At 73.5% G+C, this 18,622-nt stretch carries 16 protein-coding genes; 11 read left to right on the top strand and 5 right to left on the bottom strand.

The genetic code is table 11. The features are described from left to right. Positions 1–56: 56 nt before the first annotated feature. Entirely contained in the window at positions 57–299 is a 243-nt protein-coding gene (locus AB0F82_RS32500; RefSeq protein ID WP_362634080.1) for a hypothetical protein, read from the bottom strand. 203 nt (positions 300–502) lie between these two features. Here AB0F82_RS32500 and AB0F82_RS32495 point away from each other — a divergent pair, with 203 nt between their 5' ends. Both AB0F82_RS32495 and mmuM read left to right on the top strand, forming a co-directional pair. Further along, entirely contained in the window at positions 503–1,426 is a 924-nt protein-coding gene (locus AB0F82_RS32495) for an LLM class F420-dependent oxidoreductase (protein ID WP_362634015.1), read from the top strand. Positions 1,427–1,574: 148 nt separating this feature from the next. Then, the gene (gene mmuM, locus AB0F82_RS32490) at positions 1,575–2,495 is read left to right on the top strand and encodes a homocysteine S-methyltransferase (RefSeq protein ID WP_362634010.1); all 921 of its coding nucleotides are present in this window, start codon (positions 1,575–1,577) and stop codon (positions 2,493–2,495) included. On the opposite strand, the gene AB0F82_RS38795 is transcribed toward mmuM, so the two are convergent. Next, positions 2,492–2,707 carry an excalibur calcium-binding domain-containing protein gene (locus AB0F82_RS38795; protein WP_436842218.1) on the bottom strand — a complete coding sequence of 72 codons (216 nt, stop codon included), beginning with the start codon at positions 2,705–2,707 and terminating at the stop codon, positions 2,492–2,494. The genes mmuM and AB0F82_RS38795 overlap by 4 nt on opposite strands. Positions 2,708–2,829: 122 nt before the next feature. On the opposite strand from AB0F82_RS38795, the gene AB0F82_RS32480 reads away from it, so the two are divergent. The 7 genes from AB0F82_RS32480 to AB0F82_RS32450 all read left to right on the top strand — a co-directional run bounded on the left by AB0F82_RS32480 (position 2,830) and on the right by AB0F82_RS32450 (position 13,332). Continuing rightward, positions 2,830–4,374, top strand: a complete 1,545-nt coding sequence (locus AB0F82_RS32480) for a 3' terminal RNA ribose 2'-O-methyltransferase Hen1 (protein ID WP_362634008.1) — start codon at positions 2,830–2,832, stop codon at positions 4,372–4,374. Beyond that, positions 4,371–6,962, top strand: a complete 2,592-nt coding sequence (locus tag AB0F82_RS32475; protein WP_362634005.1) for a polynucleotide kinase-phosphatase — start codon at positions 4,371–4,373, stop codon at positions 6,960–6,962. The genes AB0F82_RS32480 and AB0F82_RS32475 overlap by 4 nt, the downstream gene beginning before the upstream one ends. Positions 6,963–7,153: 191 nt before the next feature. Continuing rightward, entirely contained in the window at positions 7,154–7,660 is a 507-nt protein-coding gene (locus AB0F82_RS32470) for a hypothetical protein (protein WP_362634003.1), read from the top strand. A 46-nt stretch (positions 7,661–7,706) separates the two neighbouring features. Continuing rightward, positions 7,707–8,933, top strand: coding sequence for an arginine deiminase (locus AB0F82_RS32465; protein ID WP_356811717.1), 1,227 nt, complete (start codon positions 7,707–7,709; stop codon positions 8,931–8,933). Between the two features lie 125 nt (positions 8,934–9,058). Continuing rightward, positions 9,059–10,078, top strand: a complete 1,020-nt coding sequence (gene argF / locus AB0F82_RS32460) for an ornithine carbamoyltransferase (protein ID WP_362634000.1) — start codon at positions 9,059–9,061, stop codon at positions 10,076–10,078. 166 nt (positions 10,079–10,244) lie between these two features. Beyond that, positions 10,245–11,072, top strand: a complete 828-nt coding sequence (locus AB0F82_RS32455; RefSeq protein ID WP_362633997.1) for an enoyl-CoA hydratase family protein — start codon at positions 10,245–10,247, stop codon at positions 11,070–11,072. Positions 11,073–11,076: 4 nt separating this feature from the next. Continuing rightward, positions 11,077–13,332, top strand: a complete 2,256-nt coding sequence (locus AB0F82_RS32450) for a bifunctional salicylyl-CoA 5-hydroxylase/oxidoreductase (RefSeq protein WP_362633995.1) — start codon at positions 11,077–11,079, stop codon at positions 13,330–13,332. A gap of 6 nt (positions 13,333–13,338) precedes the next feature. On the opposite strand, the gene AB0F82_RS32445 is transcribed toward AB0F82_RS32450, so the two are convergent. The 3 genes from AB0F82_RS32445 to AB0F82_RS32435 are packed head-to-tail and all read right to left on the bottom strand — an operon-like array spanning position 13,339 to position 16,695. After that, complete coding sequence (locus AB0F82_RS32445) at positions 13,339–14,178, bottom strand: GNAT family N-acetyltransferase (RefSeq protein WP_362633992.1); 840 nt, start codon at positions 14,176–14,178, stop codon at positions 13,339–13,341. A 41-nt stretch (positions 14,179–14,219) separates the two neighbouring features. Then, positions 14,220–15,032 (bottom strand): PaaX family transcriptional regulator, encoded by an 813-nt coding sequence (locus AB0F82_RS32440; protein ID WP_362633989.1) that lies wholly within the window; start codon positions 15,030–15,032, stop codon positions 14,220–14,222. A 4-nt stretch (positions 15,033–15,036) separates the two neighbouring features. Beyond that, entirely contained in the window at positions 15,037–16,695 is a 1,659-nt protein-coding gene (locus tag AB0F82_RS32435; protein WP_362633986.1) for an AMP-binding protein, read from the bottom strand. 148 nt (positions 16,696–16,843) lie between these two features. On the opposite strand from AB0F82_RS32435, the gene AB0F82_RS32430 reads away from it, so the two are divergent. Further along, positions 16,844–18,013, top strand: a complete 1,170-nt coding sequence (locus AB0F82_RS32430; protein WP_362633983.1) for an acyl-CoA dehydrogenase family protein — start codon at positions 16,844–16,846, stop codon at positions 18,011–18,013. Next, positions 18,010–18,408 (top strand): RidA family protein, encoded by a 399-nt coding sequence (locus tag AB0F82_RS32425; protein ID WP_356811709.1) that lies wholly within the window; start codon positions 18,010–18,012, stop codon positions 18,406–18,408. Before AB0F82_RS32430 ends, AB0F82_RS32425 begins: the two co-directional genes overlap by 4 nt. Positions 18,409–18,622: the final 214 nt, after the last annotated feature.

Here is an 18,622-nt window from a genome sequence, read left to right as displayed (position 1 = left end):
GGGCGGCACGGCACGCGCGCGGGCCGGGTCCCGCCGTGCGCGACGGACCCGCACGGTCAGGAGGACCGGTGGGACGGGCGCTCGCCCTCGGTGGTGCGGCCCGTGGAGGACTGGAGATCGGCGTCGAGCTGCGAGAGGTCGGCGTCGAGTGCCGCCATCAGCTCCTCCATCTGCTGCAACAGGCCCCTCGGTGCGCCGGCGTTCTGGTCGGGCACAGTGGACTCGGGCTGTGCGTCGTGTGCTGCCTGTCCGGTCCAGCCGGTCTGTCGGGGGGTCTGCGGCACGGCCTCGTGGGACATGGCGGCCTCCTCGGCCCTGGCCCTTCCGAGGGGGAAGGGGGCGGTGGACGCACCGGCGAGAGACCGCCGGCACGCGGGCCGGGCGGTCCGGCTCCGTCCGAGCAAACGATCCCCCTCCGGGCTGGTCACTGGAGGCTCCGGGCGCCGACACGTCAGGTTGACGCAGATTCACCCTGGCGGGGCGCGGCGGGCAGGATGGGGTTATGGATCTTCGCATTTTCACCGAGCCCCAGCAGGGTGCGAGCTACGACACCCTCCTGACCGTCGCCAAGGCCACCGAGGACCTGGGCTTCGATGCGTTCTTCCGCTCCGACCACTACGTGCGGATGGGCACCGCCGACGGACTGCCCGGTCCCACCGACGCCTGGATCACCCTCGCCGGCCTGGCCCGTGAGACCAGCCGGATCCGCCTGGGCACCCTGATGACGGCGGGTACCTTCCGGCTGCCCGGCGTCCTCGCCATCCAGGTGGCGCAGGTCGACCAGATGTCCGGCGGCCGCATCGAACTGGGGCTGGGCGCCGGCTGGTTCGAGGAGGAGCACAAGGCCTACGGGATCCCCTTCCCGGCGGACCGGATGTCACGGCTGGAGGAGCAGCTCGCCATCGTCACCGGCCTGTGGGCCACCGCGCCCGGCGCCACCTTCGACTACGCGGGTGACCACTACCGGGTGGAGAACTCGCCCGCGCTCCCCAAGCCCGTCCAGGCCAGGATCCCCGTCCTCGTCGGCGGCCACGGAGCCAAGCGCACCCCCCGGCTCGCCGCACGGTACGCCGACGAGTTCAACATGCCGTTCGCGTCGATCGCGGACAGCGCGCGGCAGTTCGGCCGGGTCCGGGAGGCGGCCGAACAGGCCGGCCGCGGACCCGACGACCTCGTCTACTCCAACGCCCTCGTGGTGTGCGTGGGCAAGGACGACGCCGAGGTGGCCCGCCGGGCCGCCGCCATCGGCCGGGACGTCGACGAGCTCAAGGCCAACGGCCTGGCCGGCTCCCCGGCCGAGGTCGTGGAAAAGATCGGCGCCTACGCCGCCACCGGCTCCTCCCGCGTCTACCTCCAGCTGCTCGACCTCGACGACCTCGACCACCTGGAGCTCATCTCCGCCCAGGTGCTCTCACAGCTCCGCTAGGTCGGGTCGGCAGAGACCCGTCTCGTCGGTCACCGACGCTCCGCGTCGGTTCCCTCCTCCGCCTTGCGACCGCAGGCAGCAGACCCCGCCGACCACCGCCCCACGGGCGGTCGGCGCCACTTCGACCACACTCCCCAGGGGGACACCCATGCCGCGCGCGACCGGCCCGCTCGCCGAAGCACTGGCCCACCGGACCGTCGTCCTGGACGGCGGGCTCAGCAACCAGCTCGCCGCCCAGGGCTGCGACCTCACGGGAGGCCTCTGGACCGCCCGCGTCCTCGACGAGCGGCCGGTCCAGATCGAGGCCGCCCACACGGCGTACGCGCGGGCCGGCGCCGAGGTGCTGACCACCGCGAGCTACCAGGTCGGCTACGAGGCCTTCGCCGCCCGCGGCCATGACCGCGACGCGACCACCGCCCTGCTGCACCGCAGTGTCGCGCTCGCCGCCCGGGCGGCCGAGGCCGCCGACCACGACGTGTGGGTGGCCGCCTCGGTCGGCCCGTACGGAGCGGTGCTCGCGGACGGCTCCGAGTACCGCGGCCGGTACGGCCTGAGCGTGCGCGAACTCGCGGCGTTCCACCGCCCCCGCATCGAGGCCCTGCTCGCCGCGGGCCCCGACGTACTGGCCGTCGAGACCTTCCCCGACCCGGACGAGGCCGAGGCCGTGCTCACCGTCCTCGCCGAGACCGGCGCCCCGGCCTGGCTGAGCTACACCGTGGCCGGGGGCCGCACCCGTTCGGGACACCCGCTGCCCGAAGCCTTCGCGCTCGCCGCAGGGGCCCCGCAGGTCATCGCGCTCGGCGTCAACTGCTGCGACCCCGCCGAGGTCCTCCCGGCCCTCCGGGCGGCGGCCGCCGCCACCGCCAAACCCCTGCTGGCCTACCCCAACGACGGCTCCGTCTGGGAGGGGGCCACCGGCACCTGGCGGGCCCCCGCGACCATGCCCCCGTGGCCCACGACCGCCTGGCGCCGCACCGGAGCCCGCCTCGTCGGCGGCTGCTGCCGCATCGGCCCCGACCACATCGCGGACCTGGCCCGAGGGACCGGCGGGCCCGGCCGCGTCGGCTAACGCTCGCAGCCGGCGCCGACGCCGACGCCGTCGCGGTCGAGGTGCCGGCCGTACCCGGGGTCTCCACGGCGGATGGGGGCCGCGCCGGCCGCCTTCACGGGCGGAAGGACGACGAGCGCCGTGATGATCAGGGCGGGGTGCTGACACCAGCGGCGCGGAGGTTCGGGCACGGGCACCGGTGCGGGGGCGCAGGCATGAGGGGGCGGGTACATGGCGCTCCTGGAGGCTGTGCAGGGTGCGGAGCGCGCGAGCTTATCCAGGAGGTTGAAGATCGTACTTGTTTTCGCTCGAAATCCGTTGGCCCGAGCGTGATCCGACAGTCATGCTGAACCGCATGTTCCTTACGATCACCACCACCGGGACCGCCGAGAATCCGGCGACTGACCTGGGCTTTCTCCTGCACAAACACCCGGATCGGGTCCGCGTGGAGAACCAGTCCCACGGCACCGCCCACGTGTTCTACCCCGAGGCCACGGCCGAGCGGTGCACGGCGGCCCTGTTGCTGGAGGTGGACCCCGTCGCGCTCGTCCGCCGCGGGAAGGGCAAGGGCCGCGGCGGAGCACCCGACGCCGCGCTCGCGCAGTACGTCAACGACCGGCCGTACGCCGCGTCCTCGCTGCTCGCCGTCGCGCTGAGCGGGGTGTTCCGCACCGCCCTGAAGGGGCAGTGCGTCCTGCGCCCCGAACTCCCCGACCAGGCGCGCCCGCTGCGCGTGGAGATCCCCGTCCTCCCCGCGCGCGGCGGCGCCGCCATGGTGCACAGGCTCTTCGACCCGCTCGGCTGGGACCTCGTACGGGCCGAGGCCGTACCGCTCGACGAGCAGTTCCCCGAGTGGGGGGAATCCCGCTACGTACGCCTCGTACTGGAGGGTGAGCTGCGCCTCGCCGACGCCCTGCGGCAGCTCTACGTGCTCCTGCCGGTCCTCGACGACGCCAAGCACTACTGGATCGCCCCCGACGAGGTCGACAAGCTGCTGCGCGCCGGAGAGGGCTGGCTCGCCGCGCACCCGGAGCACGCGCTGATCAGCTCCCGCTACCTGGCCCGCCACAAGCGGCTGACCCAGGAAGCCGTCGAGCGGCTGGAGCTGGTGCGCCTCGCCGAGTCCGACGGCAGCGAGGTCGAGGAGCTCGACAACGCCGTCGACGAGACCCGCGACACGCAGGAGCGGCCCGTACCGCTCGCCGTGCAGCGGCGCGACGCGGTCCTTGCCGCCCTGCGCGCCGCCGGCGCCCAGCGGGTGCTCGACCTCGGCTGCGGACAGGGGCAGTTGCTGCAGGCGCTGCTGGGGGACCCCGCGTACACCGAGATCGTCGGCATGGACGTCTCCGTGCGGGCCCTGACCGTCGCCGCCCGCCGGCTGCGGCTGGAGCGGATGGGCGAGCGGCAGAGCTCGCGCGTCACCCTGCTCCAGGGCTCGCTCGCCTACACCGACAAGCGGCTCGCCGGCTACGACGCGGCCGTGCTCAGCGAGGTCGTCGAACACCTGGACCTGGAACGGCTGCCCGCGCTGGAGTACGCCGTGTTCGGCTCGGCCCGTCCCCGCACGGTCCTCGTCACCACCCCGAACGTCGAGTACAACGTCCGCTGGGAGACCCTCCCGGCCGGGCACGTCCGGCATGGTGACCACCGCTTCGAGTGGACCCGCGAGGAGTTCCGCGCCTGGGCCGGGCAGGTCGCCGCGCGCTTCGGCTACGCGGTCGCGTACGTCGCCGTGGGCGACGACGACCCCGAGGTCGGGCCGCCGACCCAGATGGCCGTCTTCACCCAGGACGCCGCCACCGAGACCCGCGACAACACCGCCAAGACCGACAAGACTGACAACAGCGACAGCACCGACAGCACCACCACCGACACCCCGAAGGAGGGCGAGGCGGCATGACCGGCACCGAGACCTCCGAGGCCACCCGGAGCACGAGGGCCCCCCGGCCCCGGACCCTTCCCGTCACCGACCTGTCCCTCGTCGTCCTGATCGGGGCCACCGGCTCGGGCAAGTCCACCTTCGCCCGCAAGCACTTCAAGCCCACCGAGGTCATCTCCTCCGACTACTGCCGCGGCCTGGTGTCCGACGACGAGAACGACCAGGGCGCGAGCCGGGACGCCTTCGACGTCCTGCACTACATCGCCGGCAAGCGCCTCGCCGCCGGCCGCCTGACCGTCGTCGACGCGACCAGCGTCCAGGCCGACGCCCGCCGGCAGCTGGTCCAGCTCGCCCGCGAGCACGACGTCCTGCCCATCGCCATCGTCCTGGACATGCCCGAGCAGGTCTGCGCCGAACGCAACGCGGCCCGCCCCGACCGGGCCGGCCTGCCCCGCGCGGTCATCCAGCGGCACCGCCGCGACCTGCGGCGCTCCCTGCGCGGCCTGGAGCGCGAGGGCTTCCGCAAGGTGCACGTGCTGCGTTCCGTCGAGGAGGCCGAGACCGCCGAGGTTGTCCTGGAGAAGCGGTTCAACGACCTCACCCACCTCACCGGACCCTTCGACATCGTCGGTGACATCCACGGCTGTTCCTCCGAGCTGGAGACCCTGCTCGCCAAGCTCGGCTACGAGGACGGCGTCCACCCCGAGGGCCGCACGGCCGTGTTCGTCGGTGACCTCGTCGACCGCGGCCCCGACAGCCCGGGCGTCCTGCGCCGCGTGATGGGCATGGTCAAGTCCGGCAACGCCCTGTGCGTGCCCGGGAACCACGAGAACAAGCTCGGCCGTCACCTCAAGGGCTCCAAGGTCCAGCAGACCCACGGCCTCGCCGAGACGATCGAGCAGCTCTCCCACGAGCCGCAGGAGTTCGTCGAGGAGGTGCGGGAGTTCATCCGCGGCCTCGTCAGCCACTACGTCCTCGACGGCGGGAAGCTGGTGGTCTGCCACGCAGGCCTGCCCGAGAAGTACCACGGCCGCACTTCCGGCCGGGTCCGCTCGCACGCCCTGTACGGGGAGACCACCGGCGAGACCGACGAGTTCGGCCTGCCCGTGCGCTACCCGTGGGCCGAGGACTACCGCGGCAAGGCCGTCGTGGTCTACGGCCACACCCCCGTCCCGAACACCGCCTGGATCAACAACACCATCTGCCTCGACACCGGCGCCGTCTTCGGCGGCCGGATGACCGCCCTGCGCTGGCCCGAGCGCGAACTGGTCGACGTACCGGCCGAGAAGGTCTGGTACGAGCCGGTCAAGCCGCTCGTCACCGAGGTGCCGGGCGGGCACGACGGACGTCCGCTGGACCTGGCCGACGTGCACGGGCGCCGGGTCGTCGAGACCCGGCACCTGGGCAACGTGGGCGTCCGCGAGGAGAACGCGGCCGCTGCCCTGGAGGTCATGAGCCGCTTCGCCGTCGACCCGCGGCTGGTCCCGTACCTGCCGCCGACCATGGCGCCGACCGCGACCTCCCGCGAGGAGGGCTACCTGGAGCACCCGGCCGAGGCCTTCGACCAGTACCGCAAGGACGGCATCACGCAGGTGGTGTGCGAGGAGAAGCACATGGGCTCCCGCGCCACCGTCCTGCTCTGCAGGGACGCCGACGCCGCCCGCGAGCGGTTCGGCGTCGACGGCCCGTCCGGTTCCGTCTACACGCGCACCGGGCGGCCCTTCTTCCGCGACCCCGAGGTCACCGAGGAGGTGCTGGCGCGGCTGCGCGCGGCCGTCACCGGTGCCGGGCTGTGGGAGGAACTGGGCACCGACTGGCTGCTGTTCGACGGGGAACTCCTGCCCTGGTCGCTGAAGTCGGGCGGCCTGCTGCGCAACCAGTACGCCGCCGTGGGCGCCGCCTCGCGCGCCGTGTTCCCCGGCGCCCTCGCAGCCCTGGAGGCGGCGGCCGCCCGCGGCGCCGACACCGGCGCCCTGCTGGAGCGCCAGCGCGGCCGGGCCGCCGACGCGGCGGCGTTCACCGAGGCCTACCGCCGCTACTGCTGGACCACCGACGGGCTCGACGGCGTACGGTTCGCGCCGTTCCAGCTGCTGGCCGCGGCAGGGCGGCAGCTGGCCGCCGTACCCCACGACCAGCAGCTGGCCTGGCTTGACCGGCTGGTCGCGGCCGACGATCCGGGCACCCCGGGCGGCACGGGCCTGCTGCGCCGCACCGGCCGGATCCTGGTCGACACCGGGGACGCCGACTCCGTGCGGGCCGGCACCGACTGGTGGCTGGAGCTGACGGCCGCCGGCGGTGAGGGCATGGTCGTCAAGCCGCTCCAGGCCTACGCCCGGGACGGCAAGGGCCGGCTGGTCCAGCCGGGGATCAAGGTGCGCGGACGGGAGTACCTGCGGATCATCTACGGCCCGGAGTACACGCGTCCGGACCAGCTGAAGCGGCTGCGGGACCGGTTCCTGGGACACAAGCGCTCGCTCGCCCTGCGGGAGTACGCGCTCGGGCTGGAGGCGCTGGACCGGCTGGCGGCCGAGGAGCCGCTGTGGCGGGTCCACGAGCCGGTCTTCGCCGTGCTGGCGCTGGAGTCGGAGCCGGTCGACCCGCGGCTGTGACCGCGGCGACGCCGGCGGCCGGTTGCAGGGCCGCGTGAAGGAAGACGTAAAGGCGAAGCCCCCGTACGGCCCTGAATTAGGTCGTATGGGGGAACTTTCGTGGAGAACGCCGGGGAAACCACCGGCGGGATCGTTCATCCAGGGCAGCGGAATGACCGCCAGCCTGGAAGGACGGAACATCACCTATGAAGATGACCGCGCGCGGAAGCATTGCGGCGCTCCTGACCTGTATGGCCGCGGCCGGTGTGGCCACCCCGGCCGTCGCCGACGGGGTGCCGGTGGGTGTCCCGCTCGAGGGTGTGGAGACCACGACGGGCCTGGACGTGCCGCGGATCGCCACCGCGGTGCCGCTGCCGGTCGTCGGAGCGCCCGAGGCTCCTCGCATGCACAAGGGGGACATGCTCCCCTCGCCACTGCTCCCGGCGGTCCCGGTCGCCACGGAGCTCGGCGAGACCCTGGTCACCTCCCCGCTGCCGAACCTGGCGGGCCGTCCGGAGACGGACGGAGAGGGGTCCTTGGAGTCGCCCGCCACCACCGTCCGCACCCGTACCCCGGGCGCGGTCGTCGGCTCCCCGCTCACGATGCCGGACGGCTCCAACTTCGGCCTGCCGAACCTGACCACGCCCAAGCTGGGTCTCCTCGCGCCGGAGGTCACGGGAGCGCCGGAGGCACTTCTCGGTGTCGCCCTGCCCCGCTGAGTCGACGCCACCTCAAAAGGCCGCCCGGTCTGCGAACGTGTACGGCATGGGATTCCATGTCGACTCCGAGACCGGGCGGCTTCGCCGCGTCATCCTCCACCGGCCCGACCTGGAGCTGAAGCGGCTCACACCCGGCAACAAGGACGCGCTCCTCTTCGACGACGTGCTGTGGGTGCGCAGGGCCCGCCAGGAGCACGACGGCTTCGCGGACGTGCTGCGGGACCGGGGCGTGGAGGTCCACCTCTTCGGGGACCTGCTGTGCGAGGTCCTGGACGTCCCGGAGGCCAGGCGCCTCGTCCTGGACCGGGTGTTCGACGAGAAGGAGTACGGGCCGCTCGCCATCGACCACCTGCGGTCGGTCTTCGACGGGCTGGCCTCGGCGGACCTGGCGGAGGCGCTGGTCGGCGGGATGACCAAGCGGGAGTTCCTGGAACGGCACGCCGAGCCCGTGTCGGTGCGCTTCCACGCCCTGGACCTGGACGACTTCCTGCTCGGGCCGCTGCCCAACCACCTCTTCACCCGCGACACCTCCGCCTGGATCTACGACGGAGTGTCCATCAACGCGATGCGCTGGCCCGCCCGGCAGCGCGAGACCGTGCACTTCGAGGCGATCTACCGCCACCACCCGCTCTTCACCACCTCCGGCGCCTTCCACTACTGGTCGCAGGGGCAGGCGGACTACCCCTCGACGATCGAGGGCGGGGACGTCCTCGTCATCGGCAACGGCGCGGTGCTGATCGGGATGAGCGAGCGGACCACGCCGCAAGCGGTGGAGATGCTGGCGCGAGGTCTGTTCGCCGCCGGTTCGGCGACCTCCATCGTGGCCCTCGACATGCCGAAGCGCCGGGCCTTCATGCACCTGGACACCGTGATGACGATGGTCGACGGAGATACGTTCACTCAGTACGAGGGGCTCGGCATGCTCCCCTCCTACACGATCGAGCCGGGCGACGGCGCCACCGAGCTGAAGGTGACCGACCATCCGGCCGAGCACATGCACCTGGCCATCGCCGCGGCGCTGTCGCTCGACTCGATCCGGGTGCTGACCGCGACCCAGGACGTGCACTCGGCGCAGCGCGAGCAGTGGGACGACGGGTGCAACGTGCTCGCCGTCGAGCCGGGCGTGGTGGTCGCCTACGAGCGGAACGTGACCACCAACACGCACCTGCGCAAGCAGGGCATCGAGGTGATCGAGATCCCGGGCAGCGAGCTGGGGCGGGGCCGGGGCGGGCCGCGCTGCATGAGCTGCCCGGTGGAGCGGGACCCCGTCTGAGCAGGTCCTGCGGGGCGGAGTGGGGAAAAGGTCACACGCGCGGGACCCCCGCAGGTCTGTATACCAATACAGTGCGTCGTATAGACTTCCAGTATCCCCTGTCACCGTGACGCTGGAGCGACCCCATGGCCCCCGACCTCAAAGGCCGCAGTTTTCTCAAGGAGCTCGACTTCTCGGCCGCCGAGTTCCGCGGCCTCATTGAGCTCGCCGCCGATCTGAAGGCGGCCAAGAAGGCCGGGATCGAGCAGCCTCTGCTTCGAGGCAGGAACATCGCGCTGATCTTCGAGAAGACCTCGACGCGCACCCGCTGCGCCTTCGAGGTCGCCGCCGCGGACCAGGGCGCCCACACCGTCTACCTCGACCCGACGGGCTCGCAGATGGGGCACAAGGAGTCGGTCCGGGACACCGCCCGGGTGCTGGGCCGGATGTTCGACGGCATCGAGTACCGGGGTGACAGCCAGGCGGCCGTCGAGGAGCTCGCCGCGCACTCCGGCGTCCCCGTCTTCAACGGGCTGACCGACGACTGGCACCCCACCCAGATGCTGGCCGACGTCCTCACCATGACCGAGCACAGCGCCAAGCCGCTGCACCGGATCTCCTTCGCGTACCTCGGCGACGCCCGCTTCAACATGGGCAACTCCTACCTCGTGACCGGCGCGCTGCTGGGCATGGACGTCCGCATCGTCGCGCCCAGGAGCTACTGGCCCGCCGAGCACGTGGTGGCCGAGGCGCGCAGGCTCGCGGCGGACAGCGGTGCGCGGATCACCCTGACCGAGGAGGTCGACGCGGGGGTCACCCAGGCCGACTTCGTGGTGACCGACGTCTGGGTGTCCATGGGGGAGCCCAAGGAGGTCTGGGACGAGCGGATCGCGGCCCTGGCGCCGTACGCCGTCACCATGGACGTGCTGCGGGCCACCGGGAACCCGGACGTGAAGTTCATGCACTGCCTGCCGGCCTTCCACGACCTGGGCACCAAGGTGGCCCGGGAGATCCACGAGCGGCACGGGCTCGACTCGCTGGAGGTGAGGGACGAGGTCTTCGAGTCGGAGCACTCCGTCGTCTTCGACGAGGCCGAGAACCGGCTGCACACCATCAAGGCCGTGCTCGTCGCCACCCTCGGCCGTCCCGGCCCGAATGACGCATAGTCGTACGAGGCCGGTCGGCGCGCCGGGCGCCGCGTTCACACGTCGGCCGGGTGAATGCGCCGCGAGGGAGGCGGGGACCTTCGGCAGGTGGGGCCGGCCGGCGGCAGGTCCCCCATGTGTAGCGCTTCTCTGACGGTGGTCACGATCTGGTGATAACGTCGATCGGGTGAGCCCCTTCACCGGTTCCACTCCAGCGACCGAACGGTGGCACCACCTCCGCCTCACCCGGCAGGACGGCGTCGCCACCGTCACCTTCGACCGCCCCGAAAAGATCAACGCACTCACCTTCGGCGCCTACGCCGACCTGCGCGATCTGCTCGCCGAACTGTCCCGCGAACGCTCCGTGCGCGCCCTCGTCCTGGGCGGCGAGGGCCGCGGCTTCTGCTCCGGCGGAGACGTCGACGAGATCATCGGCGCCACCCTCGCCATGGACACCGCCCAGCTCCTCGACTTCAACCGGATGACCGGCCAAGTGGTCCGCGCGATCCGCGAATGCCCCTTCCCGGTGATCGCCGCCGTGCACGGCGTGGCCGCCGGCGCCGGCGCCGTCCTCGCGCTCGCCGCCGACTTCCGGATCGCCGACCCCACCGCCCGCTTCGCCTTCCTCTTCACCCGCGTCGGCCTCTCCGGCGGCGACATGGGCGCCGCCTACCTGTTGCCCCGCGTCGTCGGCCTCGGCCACGCCACCCGCCTGCTGATGCTCGGCGAGCCCGTCCACGCCGCCGAGGCCGAGCGGATCGGCCTGCTCAGCGAGCTCACCGACGAGGGCAAGGCCCACGTGCGGGCCGCCGAACTCGCCGCCCGCCTCGCCGCGGGCCCCTCCCTCGCCCACGCGCAGACCAAGGCGCTGCTCACCGCCGAACTCGACATGCCGCTGGCCGCGTCGGTCGAGCTCGACGCCGCCACCCAGGCCCTGCTCATGAACGGCCAGGACTACGCGGAGTTCCACGCGGCCTTCACCGGGAAACGGCAGCCGGAGTGGAAGGGCAGGTAACGCCATGCCGCACGGCAGCGCATTGCGGGTCGCCGTCGTCGGCGGCGGACCGGGAGGGCTGTACGCCGCCGCGCTGCTGGCCCGCCGGGGCCACACCGTGGAGGTGTGGGAACGCAACGCCCCGGACGACACCTTCGGCTTCGGCGTGGTCCTCTCCGACGAGACCCTCGGCGGCGTCGAACGCGCCGACAGCGTCGTCCATAGCGCCCTGAGCAGGGAATTCGTGCGCTGGGACGACGTTGACGTGGTGCACCGCGGACGGCTGCTGACCTCCGGCGGCCACGGCTTCGCCGCCATCGGACGGCGCCGGCTGCTGGAGATCCTGCACGAGCGCTGCGCCGGACTCGGCGTCCGGCTCCGCTTCCGCACCGAAGCCCCGGACGTCACCCGGCTGCGTACCACCCACGACCTGGTCGTCGCGGCGGACGGAGTGCACAGCGCGATCCGCGAAGCGGACGCCGCCCACTACCGGCCCACGCTGACCGCCGGCCGCTGCCGCTACATCTGGCTCGCCGCCGACTTCGCCTTCGAAGCCTTCCGCTTCGAGATCGCGGAGACCGAGCACGGAGTCATGCAGCTGCACGCCTACCCGTACGCCGCGGACGCCTCCACCGTCATCGTCGAGATGCGGGAGGAGGTCTGGCGGGCTGCGGGCCTCGACCTCTGCGACGAGGACGAATCGGCGGCCCGCTGCGCCAAGATCTTCAGCGAGGCCCTGCGCGGCCGCCCGCTGCACGGCAACCGCTCCACCTGGACGCAGTTCCGCACCGTCGTCAACGAGCACTGGTCCCACGGCAACGTGGCGCTCGTCGGCGACGCCGCGCACACCGCCCACTTCTCCATCGGCTCCGGCACCAAACTCGCGGTGGAGGACGCCCTCGCCCTCGCCGAAGCCGTCGACGCGGCCGGAGGGGACGTACCGGCCGCCCTCGCCGCGTACGAGACGGCCCGCCGCCCGGCGGTCGCCAGCACCCAGCGGGCCGCGGCCGCCAGCAGCCGGTGGTTCGAGGAACTCGCCGGATACGTCGACCAGCCCGCCCGGCAGTTCGCCTTCAACCTCCTCACCCGCAGCCGCCGCGTCACGCACGACAACCTGCGGCTGCGCGACGAGCGCTTCACCCGCGCCGTCGAACGGGACTTCGGCTGCCCGGACGAGACCACCCCGCCCATGTTCACCCCGCTCACCCTGCGCGGCCTGACCCTGCGCAACCGGGTCGTCGTCTCTCCCATGGACATGTACTCGGCCGAGGAGGGCGTGCCCGGCGACTTCCACCTCGTCCACCTCGGCGCGCGGGCCCTCGGCGGGGCCGGCCTGGTGATGACCGAGATGGTCTGCGTCAGCGAAGAGGGCCGCATCACCCCCGGCTGCGCCGGCCTCTACACCCAGGAGCAGGCCGCCGCCTGGCGGCGCATCGCCGACTTCGTCCACACCTCGGCGCCCGGCGCCGCACTCGGCGTCCAGCTCGGCCACGCGGGCCGCAAGGGCTCCACCAAGGTGATGTGGGAGGGCATGGACGACCCCCTCCCGGACGGCAACTGGCCGCTGGTGGCCGCCTCGGCCCTGCCCTACCGGCCGGGCGTCTCGGCGCTCCCGCGCGCCCTGGAACGGGCGGACCTGGCCGCACTGCGCTCCGACTTCGCGGCGGCCGCCGTCCGCGCCGCGGACTGCGGCTTCGACCTCCTCGAACTGCACTGCGCCCACGGCTACCTGCTATCCGGCTTCCTCTCGCCGCTGACCAACCACCGCGACGACGCCTACGGCGGCTCCCTGGAGAACCGCCTGCGCTTCCCGCTGGAGGTCTTCGACGCCGTCCGCGCCGTCTGGCCCGGGGACCGGCCCATGACCGTGCGCCTGTCGGCCACCGACTGGGCACCGGGCGGCACCTCACCGGAGGAGGCCGTGGAGATCGCCGCCGCGTTCGCCGCCCACGGCGCGGACGCCATCGACGTCTCCACCGGCCAGGTCGTCGCGGACGAGGCCCCCGAGTACGGCCGCTCGTACCAGACCCCGTACGCCGACCGGATCCGCAACGCGCTCGGCGTCCCCGTCATCGCCGTCGGGGCCATCTCCTCCTGGGACGACGTCAACTCCCTGCTGCTGGCGGGCCGCGCCGACCTGTGCGCCCTCGGCCGCCCCCACCTCTACGACCCCCACTGGACCCTGCACGCGGCCGCCGACCAGTCCTACGAAGGCCCGGCCGCCCCCTGGCCGACGCCGTACCGCGCCGGCAGCCGCAAACCCCCCACGGGCCGCGGCTGACGCCGGTCAGGCCGCCTCGATCCGGGCGCGGTCCTCCACCGGCACGTAACCCAACCGCAGGTAGAGCCCGTTGCTCGTCGGATTGGCGAGGTCGGTGAAGAGGACGACCTCCGAGGCTCCAGCCGCGTACGCCGCCCCGCTCACCGCGTGCGTGACCCCGGCGGCGTACCCGCGGCCCCGGAGCCCGGGCGGGGTGTACACCGGCCCGACACGGGAGGCGGAGCCGATCGGACGGGAGAAGGCGGCCAGCGAGACGGGGACACCGCAGTCCTCCCACAGCCGGAGGCCCCCGTACGAGAGCCGGTCGCGCACGAGCGCCTCGCAAGCCCCGGCCGGTATCTCCAGCTCGGTGTGGAACGCCTCCATCCACTCGACCAGCAGGGGCACATCCTCCTCGGACGCCACCCGCGCCCGGCCGGTCGGGAAGGGCAGCGGTGCGACCAGGCCGGCCAGCCGGTACAGCCGGAGCTCCTCGGCGACGACGGTTGGCCGGCCCCAGGCCGCCGCCAGTGCCTCAGCATCCGGGCGGCGGGCGTTGATCCCCGGGAGCCCGACCAGCAGCGGCTCGGTGGCGAGCGCGTCGGCCAGCGCGCGCACCGCCTCCCCGGGCAGCGCTCCGAGCTGCAGCGGGTGCGGTGGAGTGCACACCAGAGCGCCGGAGACGACACCGTCGGGCCCGGTCCACCAGCCGAAGACGGGGGACTCGGGGCCGAAGGTGTGCAGCCCGCGCCGCTCCAGCGCGTCGGCGACGCTCAGCAACAGGGTGTTGGACACGGGCTGCGCGGCCACGGCCGGGCCCGCCGCGGCCCGGTAGGCGGCCAGATCGGTGGTGAAGGTCCAGGTCATGGCTCATCCTGCCGCGACGGCCGGGCCGCCCGCACGTCATTTCACGTGGGCGCCTGCAGTTCCACGAACCGCGCCCCGATGTCCCGCAGACGGGCGTGGAGCTCCGCGAAGACGGCCGCCGCCCGGTCGCCCGGCCAGCCCGCCGGGAGCAGCTCGCGCGGCAGGCCCGGGTCGGCGTACGGCAGACGGCGCCAGCTGTCCAGCGCGAGAAGGTAGCCGCGGTACGCCTCCTGCGGTGTCGGCAGGTGGCCCGACTGGAGGGCGCGCAGGGCCGGTTCGTGCAGGTCGAGGAACTCCTCGTGCTGTTTGGCCAGCGCCGCCAGGTCCCACCAGCGGGCCACCGCCTCGGCGGCCGGGGCGAAGCCCAGGTGATCGCCGCGGAACAGCTCCACATACGGCGTCAGGTGCAGCCGCTCCAGCGTGTGAGCGGTCTCCTCCGCCAGCCGGGCCGGCGCGATCCACACGCCCGGCGCCACCGCGCCGAAGCCGAGCCCGGCCAGCCGGGAGCGCAGCAGGTGCCGTTTGCTCCGCTCCTGCTCCGGTACGGAGAACACCGCCACCAGCCATTCGTCCGACGGCTGCGGGCCGCCGTAGATCCGGCGGTCACCGTCGTCCAGCAGCCGGCGCGCCTCGCCGGACAGCTCGTACGCCGCCGCGCCGTCCGCCGCCCGCGCGGGCAGCAGGAAGCCGCGCCGCTTCAGCCGGGACACCGACGAGCGGACCGACGGGGCGTCCACGCCGGCCGCGCCCAGCAGGCGGACCAGCGCGGACACCGGGACCGGGCCCCCGAAGGCCCGCCCGTAGGCTCCGTAGAACGTGACGATCAGGGATCGCGGAGTGTGCTGCTCGACCACGGCTTCACTCTAGGGCGTCTCGCCGACCGGGCCGGGTTTCCTGATCGCGCAGCCGGAAGCGCTGGAGCTTGCCCGTGGCCGTCCGGGGGAGCGCGGGGAGGAAGACGAAGGAGCGCGGGCACTTGTGCGGGGCCAGTTCCGCCCGCATGAACGTGCGCAGGGCGTCCTCGGTCAGGACCACGCCCTCACGGACGACGGTGTACGCCACGACGACCTGCCCGCGTCGCTCGTCCGGGCGGCCCACGACCGCGGCCTCCACCACGTCCGGGTGGCGCAGCAGGGCCTCCTCGACCTCCGGGCCCGCGATGTTGTAGCCCGCCGAGACGATCATGTCGTCGGCGCGGGCGACGTAGCGGAAGTAGCCCTCGGCATCGCGCACGTAGGTGTCGCCGGTCAGGTTCCAGCCGCCCTGCACGTACTCCGCCTGCCGGGGATCGGCCAGATAGCGGCAGCCCACCGGGCCGCGCACGGCCAGCAGCCCCGGCTCGCCGTCCGCGACCGGCCGTCCGGCCCGGTCCACCACCCGGGCCTCCCAGCCGGGCACCACCCTGCCGGTCGTGCCGGGCCGGATGTCCTCGTCGGCGGCGGAGATGAAGATGTGCAGCAGCTCGGTCGCCCCGATGCCGTTGACGATCCGCAGGCCGGTGCGGTCATACCAGGCCCGCCAGGTGGCGGCGGGCAGGTTCTCCCCGGCCGAGACGCAGCGGCGCAGCGCCGACAGGTCGTACATGCCCACGTCGTACGGGCCGAGGGCGTCCAGCATCGCCCGGTAGGCGGTGGGCGCGGTGAACAGCACCGTCACCCGGTGCTCCGCGAGCGCGGGCAGCAGCCGGCGCGGCACCGCGTCCTCCAGCAGCAGCGCGCACGCGCCGGCGCGCAGCGGGAAGACGACGAGCCCGCCGAGGCCGAAGGTGAAGCCGAGCGGAGGACTGCCCGCGAACACGTCGTCGGGGCGGGGCAGCAGCACGTGCCGGGAGAAGGTGTCGGCGACGGCGAGCAGGTCGCGGTGGAAGTGCATGCAGCCCTTGGGCCGGCCGGTGGTCCCGGAGGTGAAGGCGATCAGGGCGACGTCGTCGGCGGAGGTCGGGACGGCGGGGAAGGGCGCGTCGTGGCGCTCGGCCAGTCTCAGCAGGTCGTCCGGGGCACCGCCCCCGTAGGCGGTGATCCGCAGCCCCGGCACCTCGGCCTTCACCAGGTCGTCCAGCACGCCCGCATGGCACAGGGCGTGCCGGACCTGGGCCATCGCGCACACCGTCGCCAGCTCCTGCGCGCGCTGCTGGGGCAGGACGGTGACGGCGACCGCGCCCGCCTTCATCACCGCGAGCCAGCATGCGGCGAGCCAGGGGCCGGTGGGCCCGCGCAGGAGCACCCGGTTGCCCGGCACGACGCCGAGGTCGGCGGTGAGGACGTGGGCGAGGCGGTCCACGCGGTCGCGCAGTCCGCCGTACGTCCACACCTCGCCGGCGCCGTCACGGAAGGCCGGGCGGTCGGCGCCGGCGTCCCCGAACCGGGCGATGGTGGCGTCGAGCAGCTCGGCACCGCAGTTCAGCCGGTCGGGATAGGCCAGTTCGGGCAGATCGAAGAGGAGCTCCGGCCAGGCGTCCGCGGGTGGCAGATGGTCGCGGGCGAAGGTGTCGACGTGAGCGGAAGGCTTGAGGTCCAAGGCGGGTTCGCCCCCCTTGCAGCGGTCCGGAGTGGGGTGGGGCCGGCCGTGCGGTCGTTTCTCCCGGCGACCGCCGGGAGGTACTCCTTGGAGCGTATCGTGATGATGACGGCAGTCAACAGGACGCGATAGATGCGGGGATGTTCGGATGACCGGATTCGCGCTCGGTGTGGACCAGGAGGAGTGGTGCGGGCGGTTGCGCGCACTGTCGGCCGAACGGCTGAGGCCGCTGGCGGAGAAGGGGGAACCGGGCAGGGTCAACCGGCCGCTGCTGGCGGCGTTGGGTGAGCTGGGCCTGTTGGAGCGGGTGTTCGCCTCGGGCGCGCTGGAGCTGTGCCTGCTGCGGGAGTCCCTGGCCTACGGTTGCACGGAGGCCGAGACCGCGCTGGCCCTGCAGGGACTGGGGGCGTACCCGGTCCTGCGGGCGGGGAGCGAGGCGCAGCGGCAGCGGTGGCTGCCGCACGTGCGGGCAGGGCGGGCCGTGGCCGCGTTCGCACTCAGCGAGCCGGGGGCGGGCTCGGACGCGGCGGCGCTGGCGCTGGCCGCGGAGCGCGATCCGGCGGGCGGCGCCGCCGGGGCCGCCGGGGGCGGGGGCGGGTGGCGGCTCAGCGGCGAGAAGTGCTGGATCTCCAACGCACCCGAGGCGGATTTCTACACCGTGTTCGCCCGTACGGGTGAAGGGCCGGGTGCGAAGGGGGTGTCGGCCTTCCTGGTCCCCGCGGACCGAGAGGGCCTCAGCGGCGAGCCGCTGGACATGCTGGCCCCGCACCCCATCGGATCCCTCCGTTTCGACGGGGTCCCGGTCGGCCCGGAGGACCTGCTCGGCGAGCCCGGACGGGGCTTCCGCGTCGCCATGGGCACCCTGAACCTCTTCCGGCCCAGCGTCGGCGCGTTCGCGGTGGGCATGGCCCGGGCCGCACTGGACGCGACGCTAGCCCACACGGCCGGGCGGACCGCGTTCGGCGGAACGCTGAGCGACCTCCAGGCGGTGGCGCACCGGGTGGCCGAGATGGCCACCCGTACGGAGGCGGCACGGCTGCTGGTGTACGCGGCGGCGGGGGCGTACGACCGGGGCGCGGCGGACGTGCCGAGGCGGGCGGCGATGGCGAAGCTGCTGGCCACGGAGACGGCCCAGTACGTGGTGGACCACGCGGTCCAGCTGCACGGGGCGGTCGCCCTGCGGCGCGGGCACCTGCTGGAACACCTCTACCGGGAGGTGCGGGCGCCGCGGATCTACGAGGGGGCGAGCGAGGTGCAGCGCACGATCATCGCGAAGGAGCTGTACGGGGCGTTGGAGGGGGAGGTGTCCGGTCAGTGAGCCTTGAGCGGATCAACCCGGCGGAGTTGTCGCCGGCGACGGGTTTCTCGCACGCGGTGGTGGCGACGGGCTCGCGGCTGGTGTTCCTGGCGGGCCAGACCGCGCTGGACGGCGCCGGCAAGGTGGTGGGGGAGACCCTGCCGGAGCAGTTCGAGACGGCCCTGGCCAACCTCCTGTCGGCCCTGGCCGCGTCGGGCGGTGCCCCGGCGGACCTGGCGCGGGTGACGGTGTACGCGGTCGACGTGGCCGCGTACCGGGTGCACGCGGCCGAACTGGGCCGGATCTGGCGGAGGCTGGCGGGCCGTGACTACCCGGCGATGGCGGTCGTGGGCGCGGTCCGCCTCTGGGACGAGGCGGCGCTGGTCGAACTGGACGGGCTGGCGGTCCTCCCGTAGGGGTCCGGCCCCCGCCGCCGGGTTCGGCGGGCCGGTTGGTGCCGGGGCCCTGCGGTTCGGCTGCGGCTGGCCGGTGGTGCTGGGGCGCTGCGGGCCCTGCGGTTCGGCTGCGGCGGGTGGGTGGTGCTGGGGCGCTGCCCCGGGCCCCGCGCCTCAATCGCCGGCGGGGCTTGGTGGTGTGGGGCGGTGCCCCGCCGGAGTGTCTCCTCGGCTC

It is taken from the genome of Streptomyces virginiae, assembly GCF_040638905.1.
Classification (GTDB): Bacteria; Actinomycetota; Actinomycetes; order Streptomycetales; family Streptomycetaceae; genus Streptomyces; species Streptomyces virginiae_B.
Note: the sequence above shows the minus strand (reverse complement) of the source record. Positions and strands in the feature narration are given on the sequence as shown.